Here is a 13,716-nt window from a genome sequence, read left to right as displayed (position 1 = left end):
TCTCTTTTCAGTGCATTCACATTCAACGCACTAACGTTGAAAAAGATATAAACATATGTTTATGTCGATTTTCAAAACGATGCAAGCGCTATGTCGCTTCCGGACAAGAAAATGCCGCATGCGTGATTTTTCGGTGCATGCCGTCCAAAAACGTGTAGCGGTCTGAGGCCAATGACATGCATCGAAAAGAAGATCGGCCGATGACCCAAACGCGTGAGAGGTTCGAGGCACGCGAAGGCGAGCGGAGACTGGACCAGGATCCGGCGACGATGCCGCCCGATGGCGGCATCGTCTTCATCGGCCGCATCGCCTCACCTTGGATCACCCGCGAAAGCTGCCCCAAGAACATGCGCGCGGCGCGCGAGACCGGCCAGCGCGCAGTGCTGACCATCGATGCACCCTATCGTGACGGCCTGCGCGGACTAGAGCGCGCCAGCCATGTCGTCATCCTGTCCTGGCTGCACCACGCGCCGCGGAATCTGATTGTGCAAAACCCCCGCCATGCGGCTGAAGCCAAAGGCGTATTCGGGCTGCGCTCCCCTGCCCGTCCGAACCCGGTCGGCCTGCATGTGGCAAAGCTGGTCACGCTCGACATCGGCGCCGGCCGCATCGATCTGGACGCCATCGACGTGCTCGACGGCACGCCGGTCATCGACATCAAGCCCTACTTCGCCTCGACGGACGCGATACCGGAGGCAACCGTCGAAGGGCGCGAGGAAAGATGAGCGCGCCAACCGGCCGCCGCCGGGCCATCGCCAAGGCGCTGACGGCACTCCTGCCGCTGGCGCCCTATGCCGACATGGAGAAGATCCGGGCCGATGCCGGCTCGGTGCATATGAAGACCTTGCCACCGACGATCGCGGTGTGGCTGGCGACGATCGCGCATATCCGTCATATGCACACCGACTACGAAAAGCTGCTGGCCGAGGGCTATGATCGCGACTCCGCCCGCTTCTTCGTCATCGAGCAGACCAACATCGTGCTGACGCGCTGGCGCGCCACTCGCCTGCTCGACGCCGATGACGAGGAGGATTGAGGCCCGGGGCGCTATTGCCGCGTCAACACGGCGATCGCATTGTAGGGCTGGCCGTCGGCCTGGCCGACCCAGGTCCAGGACAGGTTCCCCTTGTAGAACCTGACGGTGATGTCGCCGCCGTCGATGCACTTGTCCTGGCCGTAGGTGATGCTTTCGTGGAATTCAGCCGACATGTCGTCCCTGGATGTCTGCGACAGCGATCCGCCGCAGCCGAGCGACGGATAGTCGATCGAGGCGCTGCCATCGCCGATCGTCATGGTGATCGACCAGTCGGCGCCGGCATCGCCCTGCGGGCTCTGATGGCCGTTGCCGGTCCAGGTGCCGTTGAAGGACGTCGCGGGCACGTTCACGCCGCAAGGCAGGTTCTGGAAGATTGGTGTCAGCTCGCTGCCGGTCTTTTCGCAGCGATAGGTCTGGCCGCGTTGGCAAAGCTCCTCGCCTTGCCTGGTGCACTGGGCGCTGGCTTCGCCCGTGGCGGCAAAGATCATCGTGATCGCGATCGCGGCTCCAAACCTGCTCATATCCCCCTCCCGCAACAAGCCACCGGACTATAAGACAATTCTAATTCGATGTATCGGCCAGATCGTGACCGAGGACGAACTGCGCCGGGCGGCTGGCCCTATGCGCTCCCCGCCGGACCGATAGGCTGTTGGTCCGCCTTGTGCGACAGGAGCCCTTATGAGCCCGACGACGAAGATGCGGGATGCGACGCAACTGCCCTTGGTCGGCGACCGCCATGTCGACCCGCATTCCTACCCCGCCGGCATTGCTTTCCTCGACGGCCAGTATCTGCCGATGTCGCAAGCCAAGGTCTCGGTGCTGGACTGGGGCTTTCTGCATTCCGACGCCACCTATGACACGGTGCATGTCTGGAACGGCAGCTTCTTCCGCCTCGATCTGCATCTCGACCGGTTTTTCGCCGGACTGGAAAAGCTGCGCATGACGATCCCCTTCGATCGCGACGGCGTTACAGAGATCCTGCACAATTGTGTCGCACTGTCGGGACATCGCGCGGCCTATGTCGAAATGCTGTGCACGCGCGGCGCTTCGCCGACCTTCAGCCGCGACCCGCGCCAGGCGATCAACCGCTTCATGGCATTCGCCGTGCCGTTCGGCTCGGTCGCCAATACCGAACAATTGCAGCGCGGCCTGCGCCTGGCCATCAGCGACAAGGTGCGCATTCCGCCCGCCTCGATCGATCCGGCCATCAAGAACTATCATTGGCTCGATCTCGTGCGCGGCCTCTACGATGCCTATGACCGTGGCGCCGAGACCGCGCTCATTCTCGATTTCAACGGCAACGTCGCCGAAGGCCCGGGCTTCAACGTCTTCGCCGTGAGGAATGGCGAACTGTCGACACCGGCCATTGGCGTGCTGCCAGGCATCACCCGCCGCACCGTTTTTGACCTCTGTGGCGAGGAAGGGCTCACCGCGAAGGCCGCCGACGTCAGCGTGGCATCGCTCAAGGCAGCCGACGAGGTCTTCATCACCTCGACCGCCGGCGGCATCATGCCGGTGACGAGGATCGACGGCGCTGGCGTCGCCGACGGCAAGGTCGGACCTGTCACCAGCCGGCTGATGGCGCTCTATTGGCAAAAGCACGACGACCCGGCCTGGTCGTCTCGGGTGAACTATCCCTGACCAAGCAACGCTTGATCAGGGATCAGAAGGCGCGCCTTGTTCAAAAAGATTTCCCCTCGCCTCTGGAAAATCGCGCGACAGGCCGTATATGCCCGAAAGCGGAGAAGCCTCCGCTTCCATAGAAATTGCGCCCGCAGGGGCAAGGATCCCACATCATGACATCAAAGGTTTGGTTCATCACCGGATCGTCGAAGGGCTTTGGCCGCGTCTGGGCCGAGGCCGCATTGGCGCGTGGCGACCGCGTCGCAGCGACCGCCCGTGACGCCGGCACGCTCGCCGATCTCGTTGAAAAGTACGGCGACAACGTCGCCGCCATGAAGCTCGACGTGAACGACAAGAAGGCGGTCGATGCCGCTGTCGCCGAGGCCCACAAGCGCTTTGGCCGGCTCGACGTCGTCATCAACAACGCCGGCTACGGCCATTTCGGCGCCATCGAGGAAGTCAGCGAAGAGGAAGCTCGCGACCAGATCGAGACCAATGTGTTCGGCGCGCTCTGGGTCACGCAGGCCGCTCTGCCGATCATGCGGGCCCAGCGTTCCGGCCACATCATCCAGATCTCGTCGATCGGCGGCGTCAACGCCTTTGCCTCGCTCGGTCTCTACCATGCGTCGAAATGGGCGCTGGAAGGCTTCAGCCAGTCACTCAGCATCGAGGTCGCGGAGTTCGGCATCCATGTCACGCTGGTCGAGCCGGGCGGTTTCTCCACCGACTGGTCGAGTGCCTCGGCCAAGGTCTCCAAGCCGATCGAGGCCTATGCGCCCGCCCGCGCCAAGATGGCCGAGCGCCGCGCCAATTCGGTCGCCGGCGACCCCGAGGCAACCGGCCCGGCGATGCTGGCAATCGTCGACGCGGCCGAGCCGCCGCTCAGGGTCTTCTTCGGCGACGGCGGCCTGCCGATGATCCGCCAGGAATACGCCAACCGCCTCGCCACCTGGGACAAGTGGGACCACGTCTCCGTCATGGCGCAAGGCGCCAACAAGAACCGCAAGGGCTGACCTTGCCGTTGCCACGCCGCCTCCCCGGCGGCGTGGCTATGCCTTGTAGATCCACTGCTCCGGCACGCGCACCGAGATCTCTTCGCCGGTCCTGATGATTCCAGGTTTCTCGACCCAAGCGACCAGCCCGCGCAGACGTTTCGCCGCCTTTGGGAAGAGCAGCGCAGTTGCGTCATGGTCCGACGCGCGGACATGTTTTGCGATCGACTGTCCGGCAACGCGGCACGGCTTGTTCTGCGCTTCGACCTTGATCGTCACCCCTCCCTTGAAGAACATCAGCGAGCCGGCAGGCAGCATCGAAAGCCATGGCACGCCTTCTATCAGGAGATTGGCGCCGATCCATTCCGGCCGGATTTCCTTCAGGCCCATGCGGTCGGCAACGACCGCCAGTTCATCGGCCGCGACCAGCGACAATTGCCGTTCGTTGCGCATTTCGGTGCCGCGCGGATACCAGGGTTCGCGGCCCCCGGAGCGCCGCGTCGGCCCGGCGTGGAAATCACCGGCGATGCCATCGAAGCCGAGGTGCAATTGCTCGACGGCCTGCGTCTCGAAACGATCGAACGGGGCGACATAGAGCGCCGCCGCCCTTGCCGTCAGCTTGCGGCCCGGCACGATATCGACGGTCGGCTCGGCGGATGCAAAAAGCTCGAGGTTTGTTTCCCGCATGCCGCTGGTCTAGTGGCCTCTGACATCCCGGTCTAGTCGAAAGCGCTGATGATCCGATCACGCGGCTTGATGGCGATCACGACGTTATTACCGCAAACTCCGCCTTCATGCGCTGAGCGCCGCATTGCCGCCGCGTCGCCGGCATAGACGACGGCGCCAGTTCGGGAGAAGATCAGGCCATGCAGGTTGGACACGCTATCGCCGCGCTCTGGCTGTTCTGGATTGTATCCTGGATCCTCGCGGCGTCTTGGGCCGATCCCGCAAAGAAGCGCGCGGACTTCAAGTCCGAGGCCCGGTACAGGATCCTCTGGCTGGCCGGCACGGTGCTGATGTTCGTTCCGGCGCACGGCTATCACGGCGGTCTGCGGTTATGGACGCCGACACTTACCGAAGCCTGGATCTGCGTCGCGCTGATCGCCATGGGCATTGCTTTCGCCTGGTGGGCACGCCTGCATCTCGGCCGGCTGTGGTCCGCCACGGTAACGGCAAAGGCTGACCATCGCGTGGTCGAGACCGGCCCCTATGGGCTGGTCCGCCACCCGATCTACACCGGTTTGCTGCTTTCCATTCTGGCCACCATGGCGGTCAAGGGCACGGTGTGGGGGATAGCCGGCGCCGCTTTGCTGCTCGTCGGAATCGTCGTCAAGGCAAGGCTGGAGGAACGTTTCCTGCGCGGCGAACTGGGTTCGTCCTATGATGATTACAGCAGGCGCGTGCCGATGCTTGTGCCTTTCATGCCGACTTGAGGCGGCGCGCGCTCAAAGCATCCGCAGAAGCGCCCCGCCTATCGAATATCCCGCGCCGAAGGCGCAGATCAGACCGAAATCGCCGGGCTTCATGTCGGCATGGTTCTCCGACAGCGCGACGATGGCGCCGGCGCCCGCCGTGTTGCCCAGACGCTCCAGCACCATCGGCGCGCGGTCGTGGTCGACGTCGTGGCCGAACGCCAACTTCAGGATCATCGCGTTCATGCGCGCATTGGCCTGATGCAACCAGAAACGCCGCACCACTTGCGGCGTCAGCCCGTGTTCGGCCAGGAAGTCGACGATGAATTTGTGCCCGGCGACGGTGACTTCCTTGAACACCTTGTTGCCGACCTGCTTGATGAGATTGCCTTCCAGGTCGATCATGTAGGGATCGTCCTGGGCGGTGCGGGTGTGGTAGCCGAGATTGGTGCGGATGTTGTTCGACATCTGCGTCCAGAGGCGCGTGTCCAGCACCTCGAAGCGGCCCGGCCGCTTCTCGCCCTGGGTGAGCCCCTCGACCACCATCGACACCGACGCATCACCGAAGATGAAATGCGTCTGCCGGTCGCGGAAGTTGAGATGGCCGGTGATGATCTCGGGCGTGGTGACCAGGACGCGCTTGTGGGCGCCCGAGCGGACAAGATTGACCGCCATGTGCAGTGCCGCCGCCGCCGACGAACAGCCGAGCCCCATGTCGAAGCCCGCGCCCCGGGTACCCAGCGCCTCCTGCATTTCGATGGCGATCGCCGGATACGGCCGCTGCTGGTGCGAGGACGAGCAGATCACAAGATCGATCTCCGACGCCTCGACGCCGGCATGCTCGATCGCCTTTCTGGCCGAAGCGACGCCGAATTCCGCCTGCAGCGAGAGCGCGTCGTCGGGGCGCGCCGGGATGCGCGGCGCCATCCGGGTCGGGTCGAGAATGCCTTCACGTTCGATCACGTGGCGGGAGCGCACACCCGAGGCATGGACGATGAAGTCGGCGTCCGATTTCTGCAGCGGCGTCTCGCCGGCAGCCTGGCGCCGCGCGTTCTCCGTATCGACCCAGGCATTGAAGCTGGCGACCAGTTCCTCGTTCGTAATGACAGGCTTGGGGATTTCAGCGCCGATGCCGCTGATGATGACGCGATGCATGTTTCAGTCCGTCCCATCCGCTGGCGCTGCGGCTTCATGTGGGCGCCGGAACGCTCCGGCGCAACACTTTTCTCATCGGCCGGTTTATGCCGGCTTAAGCCAAAGGTTTAGGCCGGCTTAAACCAAAGGTTTGGGCCAGCCCAAACAGGCTTCACCAGGCGCACAGCTTGGTGTTCGTCTGCGGGTTGTTCCAGCATGCGCCGTCGTCGCGGCTGCGCACGAATTGCCCCGGCAGCGGCACGTTGCGCCGCCCGAGATTGACATAGCCATAGGCGAAGCCCGGTCCGTCGATCTCCAGCACATAGGCGGGATAGCCCGGTGCCGAGATGCGGAAGCTGCCGGCATCGTCGATCGCCCTGTAGGTGCAGGCGAAATACCCGTCATCCGTGGTGAAGCAGCGGGCCCGCTTGGCCTCGGCCGAGACCGAGAAGGCCAGAAGTGCCGTCGCGCACACGCCACACCCATAAAGCAGTTTTCTCAACATCGTCATTCATCCCCCCTGCCACGCGGGCCATCATGAGCCTGCATGATGAATTGCGCATGGCGGCGAAAGCGGGTCAAGCGGTCGCGGCAAAGCCCCGGCGACGGCGCGGTCCAAGTCTAGCCGGCCCGCTTGGCGACGATGAAGAGACGCGGAAAGCGCAGCAGCACCTTGCCATTGGCCGTCTTCGGATAGGCCTTGGCGATCTTGGCTGTGTAGCTGCCCAGGAAAACCTCGCGCTCGTCGGCTTCCAGCGGATCGAGGAACGGCTTCAGCCCGGTCGACTTGACCCACTCGACGATCGCCTCGGCATTGGCGAGCGGGTGGTTGTAGACGGTATGCCAGATGTCGAGCCGATCCGAGAGCGGCGATAACAGGTCATAGTAGAACGATACCGGCGGCAGCGGCGCGCGCGCCGCCCCCTTTATCTTTGCCGCAAAAGGCACTTCCGCCGCCGTTTCGCGCATCAGCCGGTGCGAATCCTCGCCCATATTGTCGGGCATCTGGACGGCGAGCGCGCCGCCCGGCGCCAGCAACCCCATCAGCCGCTGGAACACGGCCGGATGGTCGGGCAGCCACTGGAAGACCGCATTGGCGAAGATGACGTCGACCGGCTTCTCGGGCTGCCATTGGGAGGCATCAGCCAGATCGAAGGTGACATTGGGAAGCCGCGCCCTCGCCTTCTCGATCATGTCGGGCGAGGTGTCGAAGCCGCTCACCTGCGCGTCCGGCCAGCGCTCGACCAGGAGTTCCGTCGAATTGCCCGGCCCGCAGCCTATGTCGACGACGCGGCGCGGAAAATCGACCGGCACCTGCGCGACCAGATCACGCGCGGGCCGCGTGCGCTCGTCTTCGAACTTCAGATATTGGGCGGCGGACCAGTCAGCCATTCGAGCTCTCCTCGTATCCCAGAGAAATTCGCCGCCCAATCAACCCTTACCGCGTCAGCCGCTTGTGCGTCATGCGGTGCGGGGCTGCTGCTTCCGCGCCCAGGCGCCGTAGCTTGTCCTTCTCATATTCCTCGAAATTGCCTTCGAACCACTCGACATGCGCGTCGCCCTCGAAGGCGAGCATGTGGGTGGCCATGCGGTCGAGGAACATGCGATCGTGGCTGATGATGACGGCGCAGCCGGCATAGGCTTCGAGCGCGTCTTCCAGCGCGCCCAGCGTTTCGGTGTCGAGATCGTTGGTCGGTTCGTCGAGCAGCAGCACGTTGCCGCCATTCTTCAGCATCTTGGCCAGGTGCACGCGGTTGCGCTGGCCGCCTGAGAGATTGCCGACCTTCTGCTGTTGGTCGCCACCGCGGAAGTTGAAGGACGAGCAGTAGGCGCGGCTGTTGATCTCGTGCTTGCCGAGCTTGATGACTTCGGCCCCGCCGGAGATTTCCTCCCACACCGTCTTGCTGCCATCGAGCGCGTCGCGGCTCTGGTCGACATAACCGAGCTTGACCGTTTCGCCGATGCGCACTGAGCCCGCATCCGGCTTTTCCTGGCCGGTGAAGGTCTTGAACAGCGTCGTCTTGCCGGCGCCGTTCGGGCCGATGACGCCGACAATGCCGCCCGGCGGCAGCCGGAACGACAGGTTCTCGATCAACAGCTCTTCGCCAAAGCCCTTGTTGAGGCCCTCGACCTCGATGACGACATTGCCGAGGCGTTCGCTCGACGGGATGACGATCTGCGTGTCGGTCGGCTTGCGGTTCTGCGACTGCTCGACCAACTCCTCATAGGCCTTGATACGCGCCTTGGACTTGGTCTGGCGCGCCTTGGGCGACGACTGGATCCATTCGCGCTCGCGCCAGATCGACTTCTGGCGGGCGTCGTCCTCACGGCCTTCCTGGATCAGGCGCTTGGCTTTGGCGTCGAGATACCGGGTGTAGTTGCCCTCGTAGGGAATGCCGCGGCCGCGGTCGAGTTCCAGGATCCAGCCGGTGACATTGTCGAGGAAGTAGCGATCGTGGGTGATGATCAGCACCGAGCCCGGATAGTCGCGCAAGTGCTTTTCCAGCCAGGCGGTCGTCTCGGCGTCGAGGTGGTTGGTCGGTTCGTCGAGCAGCAAAAGGTCGGGCTGCTCGAGCAGCAGCCGGCACAGCGCGATGCGTCGGCGCTCGCCGCCCGACAGGTTGGTCACTTCCGAATCGCCAGGCGGGCACTGCAGCGCGTCCATGGCCATTTCGACCTGCTGCTCGAGATCCCACAGGTTCAGCCTGTCCATCTCGTCCTGGAGCTTGGCGGACTCGTCCGCCGTCTCGTCGGAATAGTTCATCATCAGCTCGTTGTAGCGCTCGATGATGGCGGTCTTCCTGGCAACGCCGTCCATGACGTTTTCCATCACGGTCTTGGAGTTGTCGAGCTGCGGCTCCTGCGCCAGGTAGCCGACGGTCGCGCCCTCGGCCAGCCAGGCCTCGCCCTGGAACTCCTTGTCGAGCCCGGCCATGATGCGCAGGATCGTCGACTTACCCGAGCCGTTGGGACCGAGAATGCCGATCTTGGCGTCCGGATAGAAGGACAGATGAACGTTATCAAGCACCTTCTTGGTGCCATAGGCCTTCGACAGGCCTGACATGTGATAGATGAACTGGCGTGCCACGCGCGCTTTCCCTGAAAAACTGACTGGATGTGCCGAATTGAATGGAGGTTGGCCGCTATGTAGGCGATGCGGCGGCGAACGGCAATCGCTTTTGCCGGATCGGGCCGGCCACACGCATATGTGCGCGCGTCCCCTGAAGTTTTCCACCGACAGCCACGCGCCTCGAAATCTCTGGTTAACCGTTGGGCGTCAAAACAGGATCGGGGTGGAATCGCCGGCTTGCCGCGGTTTCTGGCGCGAGAGAGAACGGATCGACGGCAGTGTTGAACAGTTTCCTGCTCCTCGCCGAAGCGGTCGTCTACTTCACCGTCATGGTGGCGCTTTTCCGCTTCCGCAAGCGCATCGGCCTCGGCGTCTTCGTCTGCGCGCTTGGCGCCATGCATTTTCTGGAAACCTATCTCGCCAGCGTCTTTTACGTCGCCTTGCCGTTCGGCATGGTCTCGCCGGGTTCGGCGGTGCTGTTTTCCGGTAAGCTGGTGATGCTGCTCCTGCTCTACATAAAGGAAGACGCCGCAACCGTGCGCCAGCCGATCTATGGCCTGCTGCTTGGCAATGCGCTGATGATCGGTCTGGGGCTGTTGCTGCGCATGCATGCCATCGCGCCCCTGCCCGACGGCAAAATGCCCGACATCGGCTTCATCGACGAGATGGGCTGGCTGATGGTGTGGGGCACGACGCTGCTGTTCGTCGACGCCATCCTGATCATCCTGCTCTACGAAAAGCTCGGACGTTATCTACGCAAGGCACAGTTCGCGCGCATCCTGATCTGCGTCGCCTGCGTGCTCACCTTCGATCAGGCGGGCTTCTTCACCGCGCTGCATTTCGTCGCCGGCGCGCCGATCGCCGTCTTCTTCGGCGGCTGGTTCGCCAAGATGGCGGCGGCGCTGACTTTCAGCGCCATGCTGGTCGCCTATCTCAGATGGTTCGAGGTCCGCGACATCCAGGTGCCGCGCGGCCTGACCGACATTTTCGAGACCCTGACCTACCGCGAACGCTATGAAGCGCTGGTCGAACATGTCGGCCGCGACGGCCTGACCGGCCTCTTGCACCGCGGACGCTTCGACGCCGATGGCGAAGCCGCCGTCCAGTCCAGCCTGCGCACGGCGAGGCCGCTCAGCCTGATCATCGTCGATGTCGACCACTTCAAGTCGATCAACGACCGTTTCGGCCATGCCGAGGGCGACAAGGTGCTGAAAGCGGTCGCGACCGTGCTTTGCGAGGCAGCAAGTGCCGAGGACCAGGTGTTCCGGATCGGCGGCGAGGAATTCGCCATTCTGAGTTCGCGTCCGCATTCCGTCGCCAGGCTGTTTGGCGAAAGCATCCGCACCGCGGTCAAGGCATCGGCGGCCACCAGCCGGTTCGAACTGTCCGTCAGCGCGGGGGTTTCCACCGTCAGCGAAACGACGCAGTGCCTGGCCGACCTCTTCGCGCTCGCCGACCAACGCCTTTACAAGGCAAAATCCACCGGACGCGACCGCGTCGTCGGCGAACCTGGAGGCCCTGAGGCCGATGCCGCGATCGCCTGGACCAGATCCGTGCAGATCTAGCTTTTCGCTACGACTTCCTCTGCCGCGCAATGCCTGTCAGCGTCGAGACCGTCATCAGCGCGACCGCCAGCCATTTCAGCGCCGTGATAATCGGCCCGGCCTCGATGTCATAAGCGATGAACAGCAGGATGCCAGGCACCAGCAGACCGCACATGATCAGCATGATGCGGTTGATCTGCCAGGACACTTTTGAAGCCAGCGCCTCGTCGCCTGCCGCCGGAACCAGCGCCTCGCGCACCCTCTTGCCGCCGACGAGCATGGCCGAAAGGCGCATCGAGATCGGCAGGCCGAGCCCGATGATCAGGAAAGCGCAGGCAGCTAAAAGCATCGAGAACTTCAGCGCGCTGGTCTCGGCCGGCACGGGAAACAGCAGCGTCGCCAGCGGCAGGAAGACGCCGAAAATGCCAAGCGCTGCGATGGCGATGAAGATCGCCGCGTTGACGATCGTGAAGAGCTGATAGGTGCCGGCGCCGATCGGCGCGGACAATGCGCGCATCCGCGCCCATTCGGGCTCGCTGTAGGAAAAACCCGGCCATTCCATGCGGGCATCGTTGATCAGAACCATGCCCTTGGCCCAGAAGGCCAGCCGCGCCAGCGCGCCGCTCGTCATGCCACTCATTGCAACCCCCGCTGAATGAACCGCCATGCAAACATACCACCAGCCGCGACAAGCGAAAGCCCGGCTGCCGGATCCGTCTCTTGTGTTACTGGAACCCGATCGCGTCGACCGTGCCGGTCGGGCAACCCGCCTTGTTGGTCGGCACCGAGGCCAGCAGCAGGTCCTTGAGCGAACTGTTCGGGCCGATCGGCCCGGCAAGGCCGAGCGTCAGTTCGCCGATCAGCCGCCGGCCGCTCGACGGATCGATGAGACAGGACACCCGTACCCTGTCCCCCGCCCCGGCGCCAAAGGCCTGGTCGAAGGCGCCGCGGATCTGGTCCGCCGTCAGCTTGCCGCCGATATTCTTGGCAAAGAGGTCGCGCACCGGCGAAGCGTTCACCTCGCGCATCAAGTGCAGCGCGTCGGAAAAATACTCCTGCTGGCTCTTGCCGTAGCAGGTGCCGTGCTTGATCCACTCATGCCGTTCCAGCTTCGAGGCCGTGCCCGGCATCACCTTGTCGAGCTCGGCGCGGGTATCGGCGTCGAGATTGACCGGCGGCAGATCCTGCCAGTGGGCCGGATTGTCGTTTGCCTTGTCGCTGGCCGAAGCCTGGCAATAGAAATTGCCGTTCGGCTGCGGCCACAGGCCGTGCAGCGTGAAATTGGTGGCATCGAATTCGTTCGGGTTCTGCGCCTTGCATTCGGTCTTGTTCGACTTGGTCTCGCAGAAGGCCGGCTGCCAGCTCAGGGCGAAGACATATTCGGGTTTTCCCGAAGCCGCCGGCTTGCCTTGCCCGCCCGGTGCCGCCGGCACGGCCGCGGCGCTGCTGCCCGAGAGATGGCCGCAGCTCACCTTCACCCAGCGGCGCTCGGGATCGGCGCCCGGCACAAGGATGAGGTAATGGGTCGGCGTGTCCTTGTTGCCGGCGACTAGCTGGTAGCTCTGTCCGGCATCGGTCGAGACATTGCCGGGGTTCTTGCCGTTCTTGATCGCCTGCGTTGCCGGACAGGAGGCGTCGGCCACGAAGGTGCCGCTCATCTTGACGTCGGCCTGCGCGGCACCAGCCAACGATGCCGCCAGCAAGGCCAATCCGAAAACAACCCCAATGCGCATGCAGAATCCCCGGCTGGAAGAAAGTGGGCAACAGACTGAAGCTGTTTCCATGTCAGAATTGCGATATTTTGCAGGTCCGTGGCAAGAAAGATCGTCGCGGAAAGGTCGGCCGGCTGGATTGACCCAAATCCGGCGACGGCGCACACAGGGCAAACGCCACGAAGGCGCACCAAGGGGGAGACCGGCCGGCATGCCATTCAGCCAGCAGCGCATGGTCAGCTCGCAGACCGGCGCCGACCTCAATCTGTTCGTCAGGCAGGCCGATAGCCGTCCGCGCGCGGTGATCCAGATCAATCACGGACTGGCCGAACATGCCGCCCGCTATGCCCGTTTCGCCGATTTCCTCGCCATGCACGGGTTTCACACCTATGTCCATGACCATCGTGGTCACGGCGCGACCAAGGCGCCCGATGCGCCGCTCGGCCGGTTTGCGCGGGAAAGCGGCCCTGCCAAGGTCATCGCCGATGTCGATGCCGTCCACGATCTCATCGCCCGCGAGCAGCCTGACCTGCCGGTGATCCTTTTCGGCCATTCCATGGGCGCTTCCGTGGCGCTCAATTACCTGCTGAGCCATTCCGGACGCATTCATGCCGCCGCGATCTGGAACGGCAATTTCTCGCAGGGCCTGCTCGGCCAGGTGGCGCTCGGTGTCCTTGCCTGGGAACGGATGCGGCTCGGCTCCGACGTCCCGTCGCGCCTGCTGCCGAAACTCACCTTCCAGGCCTGGGGCAAGGCGGTGCCCAACCATCGCACTTTGTTCGACTGGCTGTCGCGCGACGAGGCCGAGGTGGCGAAATACATCGCCGATCCGCTCTGCGGCTGGGATGCCTCGATCTCGATGTGGCGCGATGTCGTCGCCATGGCGCTGAACGGCGGCAAGGATGCGGGCTTTGCCGGTGTCCGCCGCGACCTCCCCGTCGCCGTCGTCGGCGGCGAGAAGGACCCCGCCTCGGATTACGGCAAGGGCATCGGCCACCTCGCCAATCGCATGCGCAGGATGGGCTTTTCGAATCTGGTTTCAAAGGTTTACGCCGGCACCCGCCATGAAAGCCTGAACGAGGTGAACCGCGACACCATCATGGACGATTTCGTCGCTTGGGCGGACAATGTCTTGAGAGCGTGACGGGTTGGCCCATTGCAAGGACCGTGACAGCCGCTGCCGGGCTTGATAG

The 13,716-nt window shown here is 63.7% G+C and carries 16 protein-coding genes; 7 read left to right on the top strand and 9 right to left on the bottom strand.

What is annotated here, in order from left to right:
- The first annotated feature begins 200 nt into the window (after window positions 1-200).
- Window positions 201-725, top strand: coding sequence for a tRNA (N6-threonylcarbamoyladenosine(37)-N6)-methyltransferase TrmO (gene tsaA, locus FJ967_RS13585; protein WP_140732330.1), 525 nt, complete (start codon window positions 201-203; stop codon window positions 723-725).
- On the top strand, window positions 722-1,036 hold the full coding sequence (locus FJ967_RS13580) for a DUF2293 domain-containing protein (RefSeq protein WP_140732329.1): 315 nt from the start codon (window positions 722-724) through the stop codon (window positions 1,034-1,036). Before tsaA ends, FJ967_RS13580 begins: the two co-directional genes overlap by 4 nt.
- A gap of 11 nt (window positions 1,037-1,047) precedes the next feature.
- Here the strand turns inward: FJ967_RS13580 and FJ967_RS13575 are convergent, their stop codons facing one another.
- Entirely contained in the window at window positions 1,048-1,557 is a 510-nt protein-coding gene (locus tag FJ967_RS13575) for a hypothetical protein (RefSeq protein ID WP_140732328.1), read from the bottom strand.
- Between the two features lie 157 nt (window positions 1,558-1,714).
- Between FJ967_RS13575 and FJ967_RS13570 the strand changes: the two genes are divergently transcribed.
- Window positions 1,715-2,677 (top strand): D-amino acid aminotransferase, encoded by a 963-nt coding sequence (locus FJ967_RS13570; protein WP_140732327.1) that lies wholly within the window; start codon window positions 1,715-1,717, stop codon window positions 2,675-2,677.
- A gap of 155 nt (window positions 2,678-2,832) precedes the next feature.
- Window positions 2,833-3,672 carry an SDR family oxidoreductase gene (locus FJ967_RS13565; RefSeq protein WP_140732326.1) on the top strand — a complete coding sequence of 280 codons (840 nt, stop codon included), beginning with the start codon at window positions 2,833-2,835 and terminating at the stop codon, window positions 3,670-3,672.
- A gap of 36 nt (window positions 3,673-3,708) precedes the next feature.
- Here FJ967_RS13565 and FJ967_RS13560 read toward each other — a convergent pair whose 3' ends face one another.
- Both FJ967_RS13560 and FJ967_RS33605 read right to left on the bottom strand, forming a co-directional pair.
- Window positions 3,709-4,338, bottom strand: a complete 630-nt coding sequence (locus tag FJ967_RS13560) for an MOSC domain-containing protein (RefSeq protein ID WP_140732325.1) — start codon at window positions 4,336-4,338, stop codon at window positions 3,709-3,711.
- A gap of 32 nt (window positions 4,339-4,370) precedes the next feature.
- Window positions 4,371-4,532 (bottom strand): hypothetical protein, encoded by a 162-nt coding sequence (locus tag FJ967_RS33605; RefSeq protein ID WP_210243576.1) that lies wholly within the window; start codon window positions 4,530-4,532, stop codon window positions 4,371-4,373.
- On the opposite strand from FJ967_RS33605, the gene FJ967_RS13555 reads away from it, so the two are divergent.
- Entirely contained in the window at window positions 4,518-5,084 is a 567-nt protein-coding gene (locus tag FJ967_RS13555) for an isoprenylcysteine carboxylmethyltransferase family protein (RefSeq protein ID WP_140732324.1), read from the top strand. The genes FJ967_RS33605 and FJ967_RS13555 overlap by 15 nt on opposite strands.
- Before the next feature lie 12 nt (window positions 5,085-5,096).
- On the opposite strand, the gene FJ967_RS13550 is transcribed toward FJ967_RS13555, so the two are convergent.
- The 4 genes from FJ967_RS13550 to ettA all read right to left on the bottom strand — a co-directional run bounded on the left by FJ967_RS13550 (window position 5,097) and on the right by ettA (window position 9,285).
- Window positions 5,097-6,218, bottom strand: coding sequence for a beta-ketoacyl-ACP synthase III (locus FJ967_RS13550; RefSeq protein ID WP_140732323.1), 1,122 nt, complete (start codon window positions 6,216-6,218; stop codon window positions 5,097-5,099).
- A gap of 151 nt (window positions 6,219-6,369) precedes the next feature.
- Window positions 6,370-6,708 carry a hypothetical protein gene (locus tag FJ967_RS13545; RefSeq protein ID WP_140732322.1) on the bottom strand — a complete coding sequence of 113 codons (339 nt, stop codon included), beginning with the start codon at window positions 6,706-6,708 and terminating at the stop codon, window positions 6,370-6,372.
- A 110-nt stretch (window positions 6,709-6,818) separates the two neighbouring features.
- Window positions 6,819-7,589 carry a trans-aconitate 2-methyltransferase gene (gene tam / locus FJ967_RS13540; protein ID WP_140732321.1) on the bottom strand — a complete coding sequence of 257 codons (771 nt, stop codon included), beginning with the start codon at window positions 7,587-7,589 and terminating at the stop codon, window positions 6,819-6,821.
- A 46-nt stretch (window positions 7,590-7,635) separates the two neighbouring features.
- On the bottom strand, window positions 7,636-9,285 hold the full coding sequence (gene ettA / locus FJ967_RS13535) for an energy-dependent translational throttle protein EttA (RefSeq protein WP_140732320.1): 1,650 nt from the start codon (window positions 9,283-9,285) through the stop codon (window positions 7,636-7,638).
- A gap of 260 nt (window positions 9,286-9,545) precedes the next feature.
- Between ettA and FJ967_RS13530 the strand changes: the two genes are divergently transcribed.
- Window positions 9,546-10,832: a GGDEF domain-containing protein gene (locus FJ967_RS13530; RefSeq protein WP_140732319.1), complete on the top strand. Its 1,287-nt coding sequence runs from the start codon at window positions 9,546-9,548 to the stop codon at window positions 10,830-10,832.
- 7 nt (window positions 10,833-10,839) lie between these two features.
- Here FJ967_RS13530 and FJ967_RS13525 read toward each other — a convergent pair whose 3' ends face one another.
- Both FJ967_RS13525 and FJ967_RS13520 read right to left on the bottom strand, forming a co-directional pair.
- A complete protein-coding gene (locus tag FJ967_RS13525; RefSeq protein ID WP_140732318.1) occupies window positions 10,840-11,451 on the bottom strand; it encodes a hypothetical protein in 612 nt (203 codons plus the stop codon).
- 85 nt (window positions 11,452-11,536) lie between these two features.
- On the bottom strand, window positions 11,537-12,544 hold the full coding sequence (locus tag FJ967_RS13520) for a ribonuclease (RefSeq protein WP_140732317.1): 1,008 nt from the start codon (window positions 12,542-12,544) through the stop codon (window positions 11,537-11,539).
- Between the two features lie 190 nt (window positions 12,545-12,734).
- Between FJ967_RS13520 and FJ967_RS13515 the strand changes: the two genes are divergently transcribed.
- Window positions 12,735-13,667 (top strand): alpha/beta hydrolase, encoded by a 933-nt coding sequence (locus tag FJ967_RS13515; protein ID WP_140732316.1) that lies wholly within the window; start codon window positions 12,735-12,737, stop codon window positions 13,665-13,667.
- Window positions 13,668-13,716: the final 49 nt, after the last annotated feature.

It is taken from the genome of Mesorhizobium sp. B2-3-4, assembly GCF_006442315.1.
Taxonomy (GTDB): Bacteria; Pseudomonadota; Alphaproteobacteria; order Rhizobiales; family Rhizobiaceae; genus Mesorhizobium.
The sequence above is the reverse complement of the archived record's forward strand: the minus strand, read 5'-3'. Positions and strand labels throughout refer to the sequence as shown.

Bases quoted from the DNA above. Each gene is read 5' to 3' on its own strand.
- tsaA (WP_140732330.1), top strand. From the start codon at position 201: ATGACCCAAACGCGTGAGAGGTTCGAGGCACGCGAAGGCGAGCGGAGA.
- FJ967_RS13580 (WP_140732329.1), top strand. From the start codon at position 722: ATGAGCGCGCCAACCGGCCGCCGCCGGGCCATCGCCAAGGCGCTGACG.
- FJ967_RS13575 (WP_140732328.1), bottom strand. From the start codon at position 1,557: ATGAGCAGGTTTGGAGCCGCGATCGCGATCACGATGATCTTTGCCGCC.
- FJ967_RS13570 (WP_140732327.1), top strand. From the start codon at position 1,715: ATGAGCCCGACGACGAAGATGCGGGATGCGACGCAACTGCCCTTGGTC.
- FJ967_RS13565 (WP_140732326.1), top strand. From the start codon at position 2,833: ATGACATCAAAGGTTTGGTTCATCACCGGATCGTCGAAGGGCTTTGGC.
- FJ967_RS13560 (WP_140732325.1), bottom strand. From the start codon at position 4,338: ATGCGGGAAACAAACCTCGAGCTTTTTGCATCCGCCGAGCCGACCGTC.
- FJ967_RS13555 (WP_140732324.1), top strand. From the start codon at position 4,518: ATGCAGGTTGGACACGCTATCGCCGCGCTCTGGCTGTTCTGGATTGTA.
- FJ967_RS13550 (WP_140732323.1), bottom strand. From the start codon at position 6,218: ATGCATCGCGTCATCATCAGCGGCATCGGCGCTGAAATCCCCAAGCCT.
- FJ967_RS13545 (WP_140732322.1), bottom strand. From the start codon at position 6,708: ATGACGATGTTGAGAAAACTGCTTTATGGGTGTGGCGTGTGCGCGACG.
- tam (WP_140732321.1), bottom strand. From the start codon at position 7,589: ATGGCTGACTGGTCCGCCGCCCAATATCTGAAGTTCGAAGACGAGCGC.
- FJ967_RS13525 (WP_140732318.1), bottom strand. From the start codon at position 11,451: ATGAGTGGCATGACGAGCGGCGCGCTGGCGCGGCTGGCCTTCTGGGCC.
- FJ967_RS13520 (WP_140732317.1), bottom strand. From the start codon at position 12,544: ATGCGCATTGGGGTTGTTTTCGGATTGGCCTTGCTGGCGGCATCGTTG.
- FJ967_RS13515 (WP_140732316.1), top strand. From the start codon at position 12,735: ATGCCATTCAGCCAGCAGCGCATGGTCAGCTCGCAGACCGGCGCCGAC.